We start from the raw sequence: 17,587 nt of genomic DNA, 5'->3' as shown, positions 1-17,587 counted from the left end.
CAATTGATCTGTTATTCCCAAAGCCTTTAACTTGTTAAAAATTATGCAAACATTTTCAATCTGGCAATCGTCTAATGTGTGAAATGGAGGGGAGACGATGGATGATGTGATGGCGTTTCGTGATGAGCAAACGACAGAGGAAATTATGGAGTCACTTATGCAAATGTATGGGCAGAGCATTTTGCAGCTCGTTTATGCGTATGTTCATAACGAGGCTGTGGCAGAGGATTTGACGCAGGAGATTTTTTTGAAATGCTATAAGGCGCTACCAACCTATAAAGCAAAATCTTCGCTCAAAACATGGCTTTGGCGCATTGCGATAAATCACGCGAAAGATTATTTGAAAAGCTGGCACAACCAAAATGTTTATACAGCAGATGATACGGTTTTACATAATGTCCAAAGTCAAGAGGCAATCGAGCAGCAAATTATTCAGCAGGATGAGGATGCGGCATTAGCAAATGCAGTTATGCGGTTACCTGTTATTTACCGTGAGGCAATTTACTTATTTTACTTTGAAGAATATACGATGAAACAAATTGCAGCGCTTCTACAAGTGAATGAAAATACGGTGAAAACAAGACTTCGTAAAGGCAAGGCATTATTAAAAACACGATTGGAGGCATTGTAATGGACGAGCGATTGAAAAATTTAAAGCGAGCACTGAAAAATAATACATTTGCCAATGTGCATTTTACAGAAGAACAACGCATGAAGATTCGTGACAAAATGCAGCCAGATATTGAACAAGAGCTATTTTCTCTTTTAACAGAGCGCAAAACAGCAACGGAGCTAATTCAACTATTGCATGTTAAGGGAGTAAAAAGCATTTGGCAAAATGAAGGGCTAGTGTTTATTAAGCTACACCAAGCAGAGGTGGCAGGCTATGTGGAAGGGCTTTGGCATGAGCAGGGAGAAAAATCGTATAGGCTAACGAAAAAAGGCCTACATAAATATGTGGCAACATCACAGCAAAGTGAAGCGAAATGGTCATTTAAAAGACTATTAAATGAGGTGAAGCCAAATGAATCGTAAGCAATTTTTGCAGCAAGTTACGTCGTTTATTCGCTCCAAGCCTGCTCAAAAACATGTAGAAAAGGAGCTTGAGCAGCATATCACTCATGCAAAAAAAGCGTGGATGGATAAGGGCTATCAAGAGGAAGCAGCAGAAGCCTTAGCCATACAGCATATGGGTAGCCCCATGACACTTGGACAGGAGCTTGGCAAAGTACATAAGCCGAAAGTAGATTGGCTGATGATTGGGCTTGTAACACTGCTGTTAGCATTCAGTTTTTTGCCGTTGTTAGCGGTTATGCATGAAGAGCATAAAATAGTGGGCTTTAATTCGATATTCTGGCGAAATGCTTTACATATTGGCTTTGCTATAATTGTATTAGTATGTTTAATGCTGTTTGATGTGCAGAAACTGGAAAACAAAGGATTTATTTTTTATGGTATAGCGATTGGCTTTTTATTGTGGTTACATTTTTTCTCTGGCTACGTTAGCGCTGGTCAAAAAGTGATTGTCATTGGAGCTTACAAATTAAATGCATGGTATACACTTCCGTTTTTTTGTATCGCATGGGCAGCGTTGTTTTTAAAGCACACTGTGAAGTTATGGCAAGTAATTCTTTTAGTGGGAACTGGTTTTATACTAATTGCTAGTACAGGAAGTACTTCAGTGCTTTTAGTTTTTTCTGTTATGACGTTTGTCATGCTATTGCAGGGGTATTTTGAGCGCAAACAAAAAATAGTATTTGCTATAAGTGCTGTAGTAGCAATTATTCTTTTCGTGCTATTTATCGCATTTAATGTGCTAGGGGGAATAATTAAACCTTATCAGCTAGGGAGGGTGATAGGTTTTTTAAACCCAGAGAAATATCCTACTACAGAGGGCTATATTTATTTATATGTTAAAGGGATAATAGACAATGCAAAATGGTTTGGAGCAATTGAATCAACATTCTTTTTAAATGGTCATACGGATTTTGTCTTTGTTCAATTAATTAAATCATATGGCTATGTGTTTGCATTTATTGTGGCGCTACTATTATTCGTACTAATTGTACAAATGGGCAAGCATTGTATAAAGCAATCACAATCCTTTGCCAAGCTGCTTGTGATAGGTGCGAGCACGCTATTTGCAACACAGGTACTTTATTCGCTTGGCATGAGCATCGGGATGTTACCAATTATGGCAGTCCCCTTACCATTTATAACGTACGGCTTTATGCCAACGCTAATAAATGCCTGTCTTGTAGGGCTAGTGTTAAGCGTTTATCGTAGAAAATCTTATATTTTTAGCAGTTAAACGAAAGAAGACTAAGGTTGTCCGAAAAGCAGGCTAATACGCTGCTTTCTGGGCAGCTTTTTTCTTTTTTAAAAGCTTGAAAACACTAGTTTCTTTCAATTTTAAAATGAATAAGTAAAGCCGTATTTCGATTTTTTGAATTGCTCCTATGGTGGTCCCACTTTTCTTGGCACAAAAGAGGTGATAATTAGCCCTCTTTTTCTCCGTCCTTTAAGCTTCTGTCCTAGGTGTTTTGATTTTATTTGAATCTAATAAATAGAGATAGTAGAAGGAGGGATATTTTTGACGACGATTGGCATGCTACACCATCGGAAAGATCCGACTACGGTTTTAAAATCGTATGCCTTTGCTGCGGTGGCGAAGGCGGAAGGTGTTAATTTTTTTTATTTCACACCGAAAAGCGTTAATTTTACGAAGAAAACAATAATGGCGCAAGTGTATGAAAATGGGGCATGGCATGAAAAGGAGCAGCCTTTTCCAGATGTCGTTTATAATGCAGGAAGTCCAGAAAAGCTTGCTGTATCAAGGGATATAATAGGAAAACTACGTAAGGAAGTTCCTTTTACAACGAATTCTATTGGGAACAAATGGAATGTAGCGAAGCGTTTAACCGCGTATAAGGATTTTGCGAAATACATTATACCGACAGAAATTACTCAAAAGATTGATACTGTTTATCAGTTTTTAGCCAAGTATCCTACAATCGCCTTTAAGCCGATTGATGGGCGCAAAGGAAAGGGCATTTATTTTATTTCCAAAGAAGGTACGAGTTACGCTGTTAAACACAATAGTGAAACGACAAAATATACAAAAACGCAGCTAGATGCATTATTAACAGAACAGTTGGCAACAGGTACTTTTATTGTGCAACCTTATATTCGCTCTGTTACAAAATCGGGCCTAGTGTTTGATTTTCGTTTACATGTGCAAAAAAATGGGGAGGGCAATTGGGTTGTAACGACGGTTTATCCACGCGTAGCACCAGCCGGCAGCTTAGTTCCCAACATTAATAATGGCGGCTTTACGAATTATTTAGAGCCTTTTTTACAGCAGGAATTTACAGAGCAGGCATTCGATTTAAAGCGTACATTAGAGCATTTTTCATTAGCGCTTGCGAAGCATTTAGATCATATTCAAATGCAGGAGTTTGGTGAATTAATTGATGAAATTGGCGTCGATGTTGGCTTAGATCAAAATATGAAGCTTTGGATTTATGAGGTGAATTGGCGCCCAGGATGTCCGCCAACATTTTACTTAGAGCTAGATGTTGTAAAAAATACGATTGGCTATGCGAAATATTTAGCGCAAAACAAGCAAGTTTTAGCGAAGGCAAGGCAGACGAAGCGAGCGCATAAAGCTGAACAGGAGCAAGCGGTAGCAAAAACTGTAGCCACATCGAAAAAACGACCTGATGATATGCCGATTATTGGGATTACAGGGAGTGCCGGTAAAACGACAACGAAGGCATTTTTATCATCTATTTTACGAACGAAATGGTCTACCTTTGAATCAAAGGATTATTGGAATACAACAGAGCATACGAAAAAGCATGCAATAGAGCTAGAAAACGGCTATGATGCGGCTGTATTGGAATATGGAATGGCATACAAAGGTGTTATTACCGAGCACTGTCGTATTATTCAGCCGACTATGAGTATCGTAACCAATGTTGGCTTGGCACATGTCGGGAATTTCGATGGTGATGTCAAGCAAGTGGCACTTGCCAAATCTGAACTAATTCAAGGAATGAATCAGCAAGGCGTTTTAGTTATTAATAAAGATGATGCGAATTCGAATTATTTAACGCTGAAGCAATTTAAAGGCAAAATAATAACGGTAGGTATTCGTTCTAATGCGGATTACAAGGCATATAATGTGCGCTACAAAGAGGATGGCATGACATTCCAAATTAAGCTACGCGGTAAGGAAGTTTCGCTCTTTATCCCAATTTTAGGGGAACATCATGTGTACAATGCTTTGAACGCGATTGCGATTGCCGATTATTTGCAGTTTACAGCAGAGGAAATTAAGCAAGGGCTAATCTTTAAGAAACCACCTAGACGTTTGACGATTTATCGATGCAAGCGCAATATTACGCTGATTGATGATACAGTGCATTCACATCCACAGGGAGTAAAGGCAGCGATTGATGTATTGTCATCCATTGCGAGGCGTCGAAAGGTAGCCATTATTGGGCAAATGCGAGAGCTCGGGGATTTGCGCGAGGCTGAGTACAAAAAGGTAGGGGAATATGTAACAGAGCAAGATATTGATATTTTTATAACCTATGGCTTCCGCACAGATGAAATGAATGCCGCAGCAAAGGCAAAGGGCTTTAACCCCCAAAATACGTATCATTTTACGAATAAGGAGAAGCTTCATGAGTTGCTTGAAAAAATCATTAAACAAGGCGATACAATTCTTATCAAAGGTGCAAGCAAAACCAATATGTTTGAAACCGTGAAATTTTTAGCGGACTTGTATGAAGGAAAATAGCCTGGGAAATTATAAGAAAATGCTGAGAAAATTTAAAGGTCGCCGATAAATGATTCGAAGTCGCTGATATAATCAGAAAGTCGCCGATAAATGACTCGAAGTCGCTGATATAATCAAAAAATCGCCGATAAATGTCCCAAAGTCGCTGATATATTATAAAATTCATAGATAAGCCATGAGAAATCGCTGATAAAACATGGAATACGTAGATAACTTGAGAAAACCGCAGATAAGTCATAAGAAAGCGCAGATAACTCACAAAAACACGCAAATAAAACACAAAATCACTAATAACTGCAAAACAGCATCTCCTCACCACGAGGAGATGCTTATTTTTGGTAACTATATGGTTCTCATATGGAAGTGAATTTTTTTGGCTGCGGAGTAGGCGTTTCTTTTGGCTTCGTGCTTGGTGTTACCTGTTGCGATGACATAGGCATAGCGATGTCCCATAGAGAGCGGTGGGATTAATAAAGTTCCTCTTCTCGGCTTTATATAGACTTCGACAACACCGCGGCTGTTTTTGGCTTTATTTCTGCCTGTCACTCTTTCTAATATACCTTTTCGATCGACAACTAAATATTTAGTATAGACGAAGCGACGATGCAGTGGTTCAATATTTGGTTTTTCACCTGTTAAAAGCTTTAATGTTTCCTTTACTAAACTAAAGCCAAAGGCCGCCTGTAGCATATGATTCATTGCGCCACCCGAAATGCGCGGGTTAATTTCAATAAGCTTCCAGCCTGCTTTTGTCTGACGTAGCTCCAAATGCATGGCACCGTTTTTTAACTGAAAGGCATTTGTAATCGACTCTGCAATGTCCTGCAAAGCTTCCTGCATTTTCGGAGGAATATTTGCAAGCACGGTGTAACCTGTAATAATAAAGCGCTTGCCCTGTGTAATATCTTGCTCAATGACCGCAATTAAATGCGGCTTTCCATTATGAATAATTGTTTCGACTAAGTATTGGGGGCCATCGATATATTCTTCAATCATAATTGTATCTTTTGGATATTTTTCTTGTAGTGTTGTTATATGAAGGTTGAGTTGCTTTTTGTTTAGTGCCAAAAGAACATCTTTCGAGCCAGTCGATTTTGGGGATTTTACAATTAAAGGGAAGCTCATTTTAGGAAGCTCACTCACTTTATTTGCTTGTAATATGGCAAATTTCGGTGTGAACTCGAATTTTTGTAAGTGCTGTCTTGTCGCCTCTTTGTTTTCCATACTGGCAATCGCCTTAGATTGCGTATAACTTTGGCAAAACTCATCGCATAATTGTGAGGCTGTATGCACATAAGGGTCTGTAAAGCTGACGATGCAGATAATCGATAACTGGGTTTTTTGTAAAGTGTGGATAGCCTTTCTCATAGCATCCATATTTGTTATATCGACTAGCATCATTTTATGCACATCAGCATATTCCTTTCTTTGCTGAAATTGCTTTTCATTATTTGTAAAAAGCACGGTAAAATAGCCGAGACTTTCAGCAGCTTTAATTGCTTCACGACTCGAGCCACTTTTACTCGTTCCAATAAAAACAATCGTTTTCACATCATCACTCCTCCTACTTGGCTATATACGATTTCTATCTTTCTATATGTATGAGCGTAAGAGGGCTTCATATAGTTGACTATCACGCACATCTTATAAAAATAATAGAACATTCATCCAAATGTGTTTGTCTTGTTAGCATATGCTACTAGCAGAAGGGGGGAGTGTATGAAGCCTATACCTGTTGGTGCTGTAGTAGAAATTATCGGTGGAGAGCTTGTAAAAGGGTCACCAGATCTTTTGATTGAACATGGTGCATACCGTTTAAAACAAATAAAGCATAAACGGACAATATTTTTTACAAATACGAAAATTGTCAACTGGCAAAGCTTATTGACTTTTTTGCCGTTAGTAATTGTGACTGAATGGGCATACCGTTTAAAGGAAGTGCCTGACGGAGTAACGATTTTGAAAGTGGAGGATATGACAAATGCCTATTGGAAATTTGTTGAGTATTATCGCAGTCAATTTAAAATTCCGATCGTTACCATTACAGGAACGGCTGGCAAAACGACAACAAAAGAAATGGTGAAGCATATACTGTCAAGTGAGTATGAAATTGTAGCAACACATTTAAGTAATAATTCCCGAACAGAGCTGTTACAAAATTTATTACGTATTGGGGAAACGACAAAAGCAGCAGTTTTTGAAACAGCAGTTGGTGCTCCTGGAGATGTTCTTGGAGCAGGGCGGTATTTTAAACCTTCAATCGGTGTAATTACAAATATAGGATCGCATCATTTGAATTATTGTAAAACGCAGGAAGGTTACATCGAAGCTAAGGCTGAAATGCTGCAAATAGTAGGAAAAGGTACGCTTATTATTAACGCGGATGACGCCAATACAAAAAAGATTAACTTTCGCGGATTTCAAGGGAAAATCATTCGCTTTGGTAAAAGTAATGCAGATTTTATAGTAAGCAGCATCACCTATACAGAGCGTGGCATGCGTTTTATTTTGCATCATGGAGGAAAGCAGTATGTTGTGAAAATGCCTGGTTATGGGGAACATCAAGTGTATAACGCATTAGCAGCATTAGCTGTTGTACATGAAATCGGAGTACCTTTACAAAAGGCTATTGCACAGCTTGCAACATTCCGTAAATTAAATAAGCAGCTACAAATGTTAAGGGGTATTAACGGGTCTCTGTTAATTGATGATACGTGGAGCATTACAACAACATCTTTAGATGCTGCCTTGCGTGTTTTAAACAAACTCGGGATTGGTAAAAAGAAAATTGCTGTAATTGGAACGATTACTGACTTAGGCTCATGGGGTTATAGCATTCACAAGCTAGCAGGTGAAATTATTTACAAGCATGGTGTTGATATACTTATTACGGTTGGTGAGCATGCAAGTATTATGGCATCTAAAGCGCAGCAGTTGGGCCTTGATGCGGAGATTTACAGCTTTAAAAATAATATGTTGGCGCGTAGTCTCTTAAATAAAATCGCGGATAATAATACAATCATTTTAATAAAAGGTGATATGTATAGTGAGGCAATCCATGAATTAGCAGCGCAATTACGCAGGGGGGAGGAGCTAGCTTGATAGCATTGCCCGTAAAAGACCTTCAAGCATTGTTCAATGGTCAATTCATACAAGGCGCTACAAATTTTTCAGTGAAGCAGGCTTTACACTACCAGCAGCTAGATAGCGTAAGGCGTTATGCGCTAGTCTTCCTTCGTAAAAGTGAGGAAGTAGACTGGAAGAGGTTGGCACAGCTTACGCCACTTGTGATTGTGTCAGATAAGGCGGAAGAAGAATTGCGAAAGGCTCCTGCTTCCATAACAATATTGCATGTGAAAAATATGCATCGAGCGTTTTGGCAATTTGTCGATTATTATCGAGAGCTCTTTACGATTCCAGTAGTTGCTTTAACAGGCACATGTGGTAAAACAACAACGAAGGAAATGATTCGTCATATTTTACTAGGTGATTGGCCAGTGCAAGCGACAGTGAGTAGTATTAATGAGCCAAGACAATCGCTCAACTACTTGACGATGGTTGACCAGCAAACAAAAGCAGCCGTTTTCGAGTTAGGCTTAGGCAATTTAGGCAATATCAAGCACCAATGCTTAATTTACAAGCCGACTATTGGGATTATTACAAATATTGGTGTACATCACTTAGATGGCTGCAAAAGCTTACAGGGTTATATTCAGGCGAAGGCAGAAATTGTAGAGGGTATTCAGGAAAATGGCACATTAATCATGAATGCGGATGATGACAACAGCAAAAAAATTTCTTTAGCAGCTTTTAAAGGGAAAGTTGTGACATTTAGTGTAAAGAAAAATGCAAATTTCAAAGCAAGCAATATTCAGTATGTAACAGGTGGTATGCGCTTTTCTTTAACAGCACAAAAAGAACGTTTCGATTGTTTCGTACCAGGCTATGGGGAGCATCAAGTGTATAATGCTTTAGCGGCATTTGCGGCAACAACTGAAATGGGTTTTCCTTTGCGCAAGGCAATTGCCAAGCTGCGAACATTTAAAAATATGGAACGCCATTTACAGTTTTCAAAAGGGGTAGCAGGAAGTACGATTATTGACGATACATGGACGAATAATCCAACCTCGATAGAAGCAGCTTTGAAGGTATTAGAAGCAGTAGGAAAAGGAAAAAAACGGATTGTTATATTAGGCGATATAAAAAGGCTAGGTAAATATGAGCGCCAATATCATCGTGAAATAGGCTCGCTCATTGCCAAGCAATCTATTGATACATTGATTACAATTGGTAAGAGTGCAAAGGAAATAGCAATACAAGCGAAAGCTGATGGTACAAAAGCTGCGGTGCATAGCTTCACAGATGTAACAGGAGTAATGGAATTACTGAGGAAAATGCTAACGCAAAATTCTATTGTTTTAATAAAAGGGCCGATGTCAAGCAGGTCAATGATTGACTTTGCAAGTGAATTGAAAGGTAATAATAAGAGCGGGGGCGTCTAAAATAGACACCTCCGCTCTCTTCAATAGATTATTTTGTAATGCGCTTCGCCGTAATATAGCGATCTTTGTAGTAGTCTGCTAGTAATACGCGCGTAATGACACCATCTGAAGTAGGTAAAATAATGCGGTGCTCACCCGCGTAAATACCAACGAGTGACGGGTTTTTAGAGCCCCTTGCGCTGCTGAAAAATACTAAATCACCTTTTTGTAAATTGCTGCGTGAAACAGTTGTTCCAAGCTTCATTTGTTGTGATAAAACAGTTGTATTCACCTTCACGCCACTTTGTCCTAATACATATTGAACAAAGCCTCCAGCAGTAAAGCGTTTTTGTGCGGCTAAGTTAACTGAGCCAATGCGAACACTATCTTGAGAAAGAAAGGCTTGCTTGACAATTTTGTCGCCTGTTGAAGCTGGGTTCGAAGCCATTAATGCTGGCAGAACGCGACGAGCACCATAATAATTTTCTTTATAATAAGGTTTACTAGTCATATCTGACACTACAATATTTTGCTTGGAGTCAGCCATATGTAGCAGTTTGTTATTGCCCATATAAATCCCGACATGGTCAGGGTCTGTTCCGGTTTTTTTACTTTTGAAAAATACTAGATCGCCTTTTTGTAGCTGGCTTCTAGATACAGCAGTACCTTGCTGCAACATATAATCTTCATTATACGTACCTAAATCAACGCCGTTCTTCTCAAAAATATACATTAAAAATGAGGCGCAAGAAAATTTATAAGGTGCTGTTGGTTTGTATACCGTATTGCTATATGTTGCTTTGCCAATTAAGCTTTTTCCAGTCGCGATAATTTGATCTGCTTTTTGATTCACTGCTTGTTGACTTACATTAACAGAGGCAGCGGCTACTTCGGATGTTTGAAGTGCAGTAGGTAGTAATGGTAGTGAGCTACAGCTAACAGATAATGCTAATGCTGCTGTGAATATTTGTTTTTTCATCATGGTCCCTCCTCGATTTCAAGCTCGAACTGATTGTAGCATGCATAAATTGTGTATTTGCTAGGTAAGTTTATCCAAGAAGCAATGTAACAATTCTAAACCGTTGATACATAAGTATTAAGAAAGGTAATTTACATTTGTGTAACAAATATGACGGGTAAATTGCTATCATACTGCTATATTGTGAAAAATACTTCGTCATTATTGATTATTTGTAAATCAGTTATGAAATTTCAGTTAATTTTTTAGTAGTAAAATGGTAATATAAATATTTACTAGCTTTGCATTGAAGCTCGAATTTTTTTATGTATAAAGTTGAATAATTATTGATTTGGAGGTGAATGTATGCTGACGATTTTTGGCGGAATCGGGCTCTTTTTACTTGGCATGTCGATGCTAACGAATGGCCTGAAGGAAATAGCGGGAGAGGCATTGAAGCGCTGGCTAAATAAGTTCACAAGGGGAACATTTAGCTCCATGTTATCAGGGATTTTTATGACGGTTTTAGTGCAATCTTCTACAGCAACCACGCTTCTGACTATCGGTTTTGTTAGTGCAGGATTGCTAACCTTTGTTCAATCCATCGGTGTTATTATTGGTGCGAATATCGGTAGTACATCGACAGGTTGGATTATTTCATTAATTGGTTTTAAAATTAGCTTACAAGCGATGGCATTACCGATTATTGGCTTCGGTGTTTTTATGTCATTTATTGCACCGCGCGATATTAAAAAATTTGGCGGTGTACTAGCAGGCTTTGGCTTGTTGTTTTTAGGAATCGATATGCTACAACAAGGGATGGGGGATGCGCAAAATTTAATTGCCTTCGATAAAATTCCTGCAAACTCTGTATTTTCAGCGTTTCTGCTTATTGTTATCGGGATTGTTATGACAATTATTATGCAGGCATCTAGCGCGGCGATGGCGGCAACGTTAGCGGCACTATTTACGGGTGCTATTGATTTTGAGCAGGCAGCTTATTTAGTTATCGGACAAAATATCGGTACAACTGCGACAGCCTTATTTGCTGCTATTGGAGCATCTGTATCGGCAAAGCGCACAGCGATGACCCATTTATTGTTTAATGTAGTGACAGCGCTACTCGTGACAGTTTCATTCCCATATTTTTTGCAAATGGTGAAGTGGATAACGGAAGCAATTACGGGGCGCTTCGATGAAACGATGGCATTAGCAATTTTCCATACTTTATTTAGCGTGCTTGGTGCGATTATTTTTATGCCTTTTATTAAACAGTTTGCAAAGCTATTAATGAAAATCGTACCGGAACGTGAAAATGCATTAACACGCAATTTGGATACAAAGCTATTAGAAGTACCTTCCGTAGCACTTGATGTTTCGTTTAAGACAATACGCGATATTATGACGGTGCTGACGACTGCACAGAGTACCCTAATGGCAACTAAAAAAATAACAACGGAATATGAACGAAAAATTGATGAAGTAGAGGAAGCAATTAAAATTACACATGACTTCCTTAATGCGATCCAATCGACTTCGCAAAGAGAGCGCAATAAGCATATTGCCATTTTACATACACAGGATCATTTAGTAAGGCTTATAAAAGTACTACGAGAACAGCAGCAGCTAGAAGCGCTAGTATTGCAGCCACAATTAATGGCAGAATGGCAAGGAATATTAACCGCTGTGGAGCAAAGTCTAAGCAATGAAGGAACGCTAAGTGAAATTTCTAAAACCTTGGAGGCGCATTCACAAATGATGGCGCAAGCACGTCGCAATAAACGCAATGAATATTTCGAGCGTTCTGTTGCCAATGAAACAGAGCTAGATGTTGCTGTATCCAAAGTAGGCGCGTTACTGTGGATTGACCGCCTTGTTTATCATTACTGGCGTGCAACTGCTCGAATGGCTGAGTTCCAACAGATTGATGAGGAGAAGCGTCTTAAATCGTCCTCTGAAAAGTCGAATATAGCGTAAAAAAGGGGTTAATGGGAGTGTAAATTGCTTTCCTTCAGCCCTAGTTTTTTACATCTTAACTTACTACCTGAAACATTTATCGATGTCATTTGTGCTAAAATGCTATTGTTAACTAAGGATTAATTTTCATTTATCAAATTTTTTTGGAAAAAAATATTTGTGATATTTCAAGTCTATAGAGAGACAATAATAGTAATAATTTGCTGACAAGGAGATAGATGAATGAACATTAAAATTGAATGGGTATATAAAGCGAAAAATGGTGCGCAAGTAGTTTTCAATTCGGAGCATTTACCAGCGGCACAAGCCTTGATGATTGTGGAAGATTTAATGTTAACAGGCAGGGCGAAAAATATTGTGCTTCTGGATGCCTATGATAGCACGTGGACAGTTAAGGAATTAAAAAAATATGTGAAGGAAATTGCTTCTGAGCCACAAAATATTACCATCTATTTTGATGGTGGCTTTCAAAAAAATACGAGACAGGCTGGCTTAGGCTATGTTGTTTATTTTGAACAGGATGGCAAACAATATCGAATTCGAAAAAATGCATTTGTAGAAGGCTTAGTATCGAATAATGATGCGGAATATGCAGCACTACATTTGAGCATCAGCACGTTGGAAGAGCTAAATGTGCATAATAGCACAGTTCACTTTAAAGGTGATTCACAAGTTGTTATTCAACAAATGGCTGGTGAATGGCCTGTTTACGAAAAGGAATTGGCAGAATGGGCCGATAAAGTCGATGCAAGACTAGCAAAGCTAAATATCATACCGGTTTATGAGCATGTCTCAAGAAAGCAAAATGAAGAGGCAGACCGACTAGCAACACAAGCATTAAATGGGATTGCGATTGATGGTAAAAAAGAGCTGGATTAATAATTTTTAATAGTTAAAATGGTAGGGGAGATGTTAAAATTTAAACACTAATACAAATTAGGGAGGGCCGTGCCATGAACGAAAAGTTAAAAACAATAGTTGACGCAATCGAATTTTATCACACAACATACTCGGAGGATGCATGTGTAATTGTCACTGATACAGAAAAAATCATTGCATACAAAGAAGGGAAGAAAATTCGCCTTCCTATTAAAATAGGAGATAACGTTGAAAACTATAAAGGTACAACATCAATAAAGGCACTATATTCAGGTCAATATTTGCGCGAGGAGCACGGTCCTGAATTATTTGGTTTTGCGTATATAGCAACAGCGCAGCCGATAGTTGATAAAGGACAGGTGATTGGCGTTATTAGTGCTGTTATTTCCAATGAAAAAATAGATAGTATACGAACACTAGCAACTGATTTATCTAGTACAGTAGGCGACATGACAACAACGAATGATTCATTGATACAAGCTAGTGATGATGTAGCGGAACGTCTTGTCGATTTGTCAGAGCTTTCAGAAACGATGAATGAAGATATACAACAAATCAATACAATTGTATCCTTTGTAAAGGATATTGCTGTCAAATCAAGAATTCTTGGATTAAATGCATCTATTGAAGCTGCTCGTTCTGGTGAGCATGGACGAGGCTTTGCAGTTGTTGCCTCTGAAATTCAAAAAATGGCACAAAATAGTACAGAAAGTGCAGAAAAAATCGCACAGCAATTAGAGAAAATTAAAGCATCCATCGATAGTGTAAACTTATCAACAAACCAAATCGTCGCATTTACAGAGCAGCTTTCCTCTAGCATGGATGGCTTTGAAGATGCTTATAATGGCATTAACAATACGGCGAATAAATTGCTGGATATTAGTAGATATTGAGCTGCAAATGATGGAGGAAACAATGATACAGTTCCAAGATAAACAATTAACTATTTTTAGGAGCCAATTGTTTAAAACAACTTCTACAGTGATAGAAACAGAGGATTGTATACTACTTGTAGATCCTAATTGGCTACCACAGGAAATCGAGACAATCCAAGCACATATTGCTAAAATACAGAGCGGTCGTCCTTTATATTTATTATTTACACATTCGGATTGGGATCATATTATTGGTTATGGTGCATTTCCAGATGCAATCGTGATAGCAAGTGAGGCTTTTCAAAAGCGTGCGGATAAAGAGCAAATAGTAGAGCAAATTCGCACCTTCGACGATAATTATTATATAGACCGGGCATATTCGTTAAGCTATCCAACAGTTGATATTGTGATTCAGCATGAAAAACAAACAGTAACTATTGGTGAAACAACAATTACTTTTTATTTGGCAAACGGGCATACGAATGATGGCTTATTTGCCATTGTCGAGCCACTTGGCATTTGGATTGCAGGCGATTATTTATCAGATGTGGAATTTCCATATATTTATGATTGTAGCTTTGCGTATGAGGAAACGCTTGCGAAAGTTGATGTCATATTACAGCAGCATAACATTCATTATCTCATTCCGGGACATGGAAATATGACGATGGAGATAGAGGAAATTAAGAAACGTCAACGTGATGCCGCAACTTATATAAAGGCATTACGCAAATGTATTGAGCAGGAGAAAGATAGTGAGTATTTAATTGCGGGCTATGCTTATCCACGCAATATGCGCGAATTCCATAAAGGCAATATTCGATTAATGCAAGCGGAAAACTAGGCTTGTAAGAATAGTAGATTAATTTCTACCATTCTTACAAGTTTTTTAGTTTGGCTTTTGTATAGAATAAATCGCTTGTTCCGCACCAAAGCGCTCCACTTTTTCTTTTACAGTCATCCCTAAACGCTCTAATAGTTTACAAGAAGCAATATTAGCGGTTTGTGTTTCAGCTACAACATATGGTAACTGTAACTCTTTAAAGGCAAACTGTAAGATGGACTGCAAAATTTCTGTTGCATAGCCTTTGCCCCACCAAGTAGGGGATAGTTGATAGGATAGTTCGATAGATTGCCCATCATGATGTAAATCAAGCGATACAAGCCCAATAAATTGCTGAGAGTCTAGCTCCCTAGCAACCCAGTGGTGCCCTGCATCTGGCGTTGTTAAAAGGGCCTCTACATTTTCTTTAACGATAGAAGGTACTACAACACCGCCAAGATATTTCCGCACCTCATGCTGTTGGTACAAATTTTGAATATCTGCTAAATCTTCGTAAGTTAATTTTTTTATTGTACATCTCTCTGTTTGAAACATTATTTTCCCCCTAATTGCATTGTCACTTTATTTTACCATATACGCCACCGCCACCTGCTGTAAATTGAATTTGTCCAGCGCGGGCGAGTATTATTTTTTCTGCCAATGGCTGTGCTACAATGGCTGTGAGTTGCTCAAGTGTTGTGCGATGCAAAATATCCATTTCTGTACCGAAAGCCGCTAATAGCTTGTCCAACGTTTTCTTACCTAGACCTGGAATAAATTCTAAAGGTACTTGATGGACATAAGGAGGGCGCTCGGTTGTATTGGAAACGGTGCTAGAAAGCTGCTTGATGCGTGTTGCAACACCGCGAACGATATGCTTACTTTGGCAAAATGGGCAAATATGCGCATCGTCTGCAACCGTTTTTCCACATGTTGCGCAAACCGTTTCATGATACTTTCCTAATAAAGGGTGCAAACCGTAATTTGCTGCAATATGTCGGCCATTTTCACGATGTAGCGCCTGACGCAATTCTTCAAAATTAGCAGCCTCCATATGTATTTTTTGATACTCCCGTGCTATTTTTCCAAGAGAGTGTGCATCAGAATTTGTCACAAACGTATAGGGAGCAAGCTCCTCAATCCCAGCTACCATTTCAGTATCCGAACTTAAGCCAAGCTCAATGGCATCAATTATTGCAGGGTCAAAAACTTCCGTTAAGCTCTTTTTGACCCCTTTGCCATACAAGCTTTTAAAGGGTGTGAAAACATGCGCGGGAATAAATAAACCGTTTAATTCGGCAACCTTTCGCTGCAAAGTTTGTGCATCGCAATAAATGCGCTGTGAGCTAAGATGGATATTTTTCATTTGTTCACTTAACCATGCTGAAAAAACCTGCATTGACTGTAATGTAGGCAAAAAAGCAAGTACATGAATAGGCCCTTGACAATTGCTATCGTAAATTTCAAGCTCTGAGCCCATGATGAGCGTTGTCTTTTCATATAGTAGACCACCTTGCTGCAATGCGGTCATTTGCCCATTTACGACAAAGTGCTCAAGCTCCTGTAATACCTCTGGGCTATGGCAGTCAATAATCCCAATCATATCAAGCCCTTTATTGGCACTAGCTGTATGTAATATATTTGCTAGAGTTAATGTGCGACTACCAGTAATTTTAACAGCACGCCCACTATTAGTACGTCCAATATGAATATGTAAATCCGCATAATAATCGTTCAATTGAAGTTCCTCCCCGCGACAATTTCTATTATCATTTCCATACACGCTTGTGCTTATTCTAATATAACATATTTAGCGTAGCATCCTTCGCAACTGACGCACTTCCTTAGTTAGCTCCTCAATTTGTTCATGTAATTTCGTAAATTCCGCCGATGAATTATCTTCACCTTGTTGCTGCTCCAACGCTTTTAATTCAAGTCCATCTGCAATGGCAGATAAAGCATAGCCTAGTACTGTTATAACTGTCCCTAGATAAGCAAGTCGATCAATTTGAATATCGGTATTCTCTACCGTTTGCCCAGATTTTTTGTCTTTGCTACTCATCTCCATCACCCCTTCTTACACTAGCCTATGAATAGTACGAGGAAAAAGTGAATACATACATAGAAGGAAAGAAATTTATTCAGTGGATGTTTATAAACCCACTGAAATAGGGGAACTCAGTCTAAAAACGCTACTTATACGCGCAATGCCTGAGTGACCAACATCACGTTAGCCCAAACGCCCCGGCGAATGTCACAGTTTTTTCAAGTAAGAACTATTAGAAATGGAGGAAATAGCATGACAAAATTATTAGCAGTAGTACAGGAGCATTTAGAAGCGGCGAAATATCATCTGCTTTGTATGGAAGAGGAGCAGCATAAGCAAAATAAAAAGCGCTTTTTAGACGAGCTACAAGCTTTTCAAACTTCAATGACAGCCTTACTAAGTACCGCAAAAGATTACAATAAAAACATTTATAAAAAGCAAGTTGCTAATTTGCAGAACAAAGCCTTTTTTCAATCGATAAAAAAGAAACATATTATAGAGCGACCAATTGCTGGGAAGATCGAAATTGCAAATAATAGCGAAATACAGGCTATTTATGCACTAAAAAGAAACAATAAATTTGATTGTCGTAAAGGATTTTATCATAAGCAGAGACCAAACGATTCAATTATTAAACTAGGTACAGATTATGTTCAAGAGGTAAAACAGCTAGCACAAGAGTTGCTCGTTTAGTGTTTTTTTGTATAAATAATGCAATAATAGGGCGAAAATTAAACTTT

General features: G+C 38.5%; 16 protein-coding genes. 11 read left to right on the top strand and 5 right to left on the bottom strand.

The window, feature by feature from the left end:
* Positions 1-97 precede the first annotated feature (97 nt).
* The 4 genes from TY13_RS06795 (at position 98) to TY13_RS20085 (ending at position 4,807) form a co-directional block, all read left to right on the top strand.
* Positions 98-631 carry a sigma-70 family RNA polymerase sigma factor gene (locus tag TY13_RS06795; protein WP_042473442.1) on the top strand — a complete coding sequence of 178 codons (534 nt, stop codon included), beginning with the start codon at positions 98-100 and terminating at the stop codon, positions 629-631.
* Complete coding sequence (locus TY13_RS06790) at positions 631-1,035, top strand: helix-turn-helix domain-containing protein (protein ID WP_042473439.1); 405 nt, start codon at positions 631-633, stop codon at positions 1,033-1,035. The genes TY13_RS06795 and TY13_RS06790 overlap by 1 nt, the downstream gene beginning before the upstream one ends.
* Entirely contained in the window at positions 1,025-2,311 is a 1,287-nt protein-coding gene (locus TY13_RS06785) for an FtsW/RodA/SpoVE family cell cycle protein (RefSeq protein WP_042473436.1), read from the top strand. The genes TY13_RS06790 and TY13_RS06785 overlap by 11 nt, the downstream gene beginning before the upstream one ends.
* A 282-nt stretch (positions 2,312-2,593) precedes the next feature.
* On the top strand, positions 2,594-4,807 hold the full coding sequence (locus TY13_RS20085; protein WP_074432940.1) for a YheC/YheD family protein: 2,214 nt from the start codon (positions 2,594-2,596) through the stop codon (positions 4,805-4,807).
* A gap of 342 nt (positions 4,808-5,149) precedes the next feature.
* On the opposite strand, the gene TY13_RS06775 is transcribed toward TY13_RS20085, so the two are convergent.
* Complete coding sequence (locus TY13_RS06775; protein ID WP_042473433.1) at positions 5,150-6,358, bottom strand: ATP-grasp domain-containing protein; 1,209 nt, start codon at positions 6,356-6,358, stop codon at positions 5,150-5,152.
* A 168-nt stretch (positions 6,359-6,526) separates the two neighbouring features.
* Here TY13_RS06775 and TY13_RS06770 point away from each other — a divergent pair, with 168 nt between their 5' ends.
* Together TY13_RS06770 and TY13_RS06765 are read left to right on the top strand one after the other, a co-directional pair.
* Entirely contained in the window at positions 6,527-7,909 is a 1,383-nt protein-coding gene (locus TY13_RS06770) for a Mur ligase family protein (protein WP_042473431.1), read from the top strand.
* The gene (locus tag TY13_RS06765) at positions 7,906-9,309 is read left to right on the top strand and encodes a UDP-N-acetylmuramoyl-tripeptide--D-alanyl-D-alanine ligase (RefSeq protein ID WP_042473428.1); all 1,404 of its coding nucleotides are present in this window, start codon (positions 7,906-7,908) and stop codon (positions 9,307-9,309) included. Before TY13_RS06770 ends, TY13_RS06765 begins: the two co-directional genes overlap by 4 nt.
* Positions 9,310-9,337: 28 nt before the next feature.
* On the opposite strand, the gene TY13_RS06760 is transcribed toward TY13_RS06765, so the two are convergent.
* A complete protein-coding gene (locus TY13_RS06760) occupies positions 9,338-10,270 on the bottom strand; it encodes a C40 family peptidase (RefSeq protein ID WP_230199395.1) in 933 nt (310 codons plus the stop codon).
* 342 nt (positions 10,271-10,612) lie between these two features.
* Between TY13_RS06760 and TY13_RS06755 the strand changes: the two genes are divergently transcribed.
* From TY13_RS06755 to TY13_RS06740, 4 genes are all read left to right on the top strand, one after another.
* A complete protein-coding gene (locus TY13_RS06755; protein WP_042473425.1) occupies positions 10,613-12,223 on the top strand; it encodes a Na/Pi cotransporter family protein in 1,611 nt (536 codons plus the stop codon).
* Positions 12,224-12,445: 222 nt separating this feature from the next.
* The gene (locus TY13_RS06750; protein ID WP_042473424.1) at positions 12,446-13,102 is read left to right on the top strand and encodes a reverse transcriptase-like protein; all 657 of its coding nucleotides are present in this window, start codon (positions 12,446-12,448) and stop codon (positions 13,100-13,102) included.
* Positions 13,103-13,176: 74 nt separating this feature from the next.
* The gene (locus TY13_RS06745; protein ID WP_042473422.1) at positions 13,177-13,995 is read left to right on the top strand and encodes a methyl-accepting chemotaxis protein; all 819 of its coding nucleotides are present in this window, start codon (positions 13,177-13,179) and stop codon (positions 13,993-13,995) included.
* Entirely contained in the window at positions 13,946-14,821 is an 876-nt protein-coding gene (locus TY13_RS06740) for an MBL fold metallo-hydrolase (RefSeq protein WP_230199394.1), read from the top strand. Before TY13_RS06745 ends, TY13_RS06740 begins: the two co-directional genes overlap by 50 nt.
* Positions 14,822-14,866: 45 nt before the next feature.
* Here TY13_RS06740 and TY13_RS06735 read toward each other — a convergent pair whose 3' ends face one another.
* The 3 genes from TY13_RS06735 to TY13_RS06725 form a co-directional block, all read right to left on the bottom strand.
* Positions 14,867-15,355, bottom strand: a complete 489-nt coding sequence (locus tag TY13_RS06735; protein ID WP_042473419.1) for a GNAT family N-acetyltransferase — start codon at positions 15,353-15,355, stop codon at positions 14,867-14,869.
* A 22-nt stretch (positions 15,356-15,377) separates the two neighbouring features.
* A complete protein-coding gene (locus TY13_RS06730) occupies positions 15,378-16,538 on the bottom strand; it encodes an endonuclease Q family protein (protein WP_042473415.1) in 1,161 nt (386 codons plus the stop codon).
* 72 nt (positions 16,539-16,610) lie between these two features.
* Positions 16,611-16,862: a hypothetical protein gene (locus TY13_RS06725; RefSeq protein WP_042473412.1), complete on the bottom strand. Its 252-nt coding sequence runs from the start codon at positions 16,860-16,862 to the stop codon at positions 16,611-16,613.
* Positions 16,863-17,099: 237 nt separating this feature from the next.
* Between TY13_RS06725 and TY13_RS06720 the strand changes: the two genes are divergently transcribed.
* The gene (locus tag TY13_RS06720; protein ID WP_042473409.1) at positions 17,100-17,540 is read left to right on the top strand and encodes a hypothetical protein; all 441 of its coding nucleotides are present in this window, start codon (positions 17,100-17,102) and stop codon (positions 17,538-17,540) included.
* The last annotated feature ends 47 nt before the right edge of the window (positions 17,541-17,587 follow it).

Origin of the sequence: Bacillus ndiopicus, assembly GCF_000612805.1 — a bacterium.
Classification (GTDB): domain Bacteria; phylum Bacillota; class Bacilli; order Bacillales_A; family Planococcaceae; genus Metasolibacillus; species Metasolibacillus ndiopicus.
This window is presented reverse-complemented; position numbering and strand designations above follow the sequence as displayed.

Bases quoted from the DNA above. Each gene is read 5' to 3' on its own strand.
- TY13_RS06795 (WP_042473442.1), top strand. From the start codon at position 98: ATGGATGATGTGATGGCGTTTCGTGATGAGCAAACGACAGAGGAAATT.
- TY13_RS06790 (WP_042473439.1), top strand. From the start codon at position 631: ATGGACGAGCGATTGAAAAATTTAAAGCGAGCACTGAAAAATAATACA.
- TY13_RS06785 (WP_042473436.1), top strand. From the start codon at position 1,025: ATGAATCGTAAGCAATTTTTGCAGCAAGTTACGTCGTTTATTCGCTCC.
- TY13_RS06770 (WP_042473431.1), top strand. From the start codon at position 6,527: ATGAAGCCTATACCTGTTGGTGCTGTAGTAGAAATTATCGGTGGAGAG.
- TY13_RS06760 (WP_230199395.1), bottom strand. From the start codon at position 10,270: ATGATGAAAAAACAAATATTCACAGCAGCATTAGCATTATCTGTTAGC.
- TY13_RS06755 (WP_042473425.1), top strand. From the start codon at position 10,613: ATGCTGACGATTTTTGGCGGAATCGGGCTCTTTTTACTTGGCATGTCG.
- TY13_RS06750 (WP_042473424.1), top strand. From the start codon at position 12,446: ATGAACATTAAAATTGAATGGGTATATAAAGCGAAAAATGGTGCGCAA.
- TY13_RS06745 (WP_042473422.1), top strand. From the start codon at position 13,177: ATGAACGAAAAGTTAAAAACAATAGTTGACGCAATCGAATTTTATCAC.
- TY13_RS06740 (WP_230199394.1), top strand. From the start codon at position 13,946: ATGGCATTAACAATACGGCGAATAAATTGCTGGATATTAGTAGATATT.
- TY13_RS06735 (WP_042473419.1), bottom strand. From the start codon at position 15,355: ATGTTTCAAACAGAGAGATGTACAATAAAAAAATTAACTTACGAAGAT.
- TY13_RS06725 (WP_042473412.1), bottom strand. From the start codon at position 16,862: ATGAGTAGCAAAGACAAAAAATCTGGGCAAACGGTAGAGAATACCGAT.
- TY13_RS06720 (WP_042473409.1), top strand. From the start codon at position 17,100: ATGACAAAATTATTAGCAGTAGTACAGGAGCATTTAGAAGCGGCGAAA.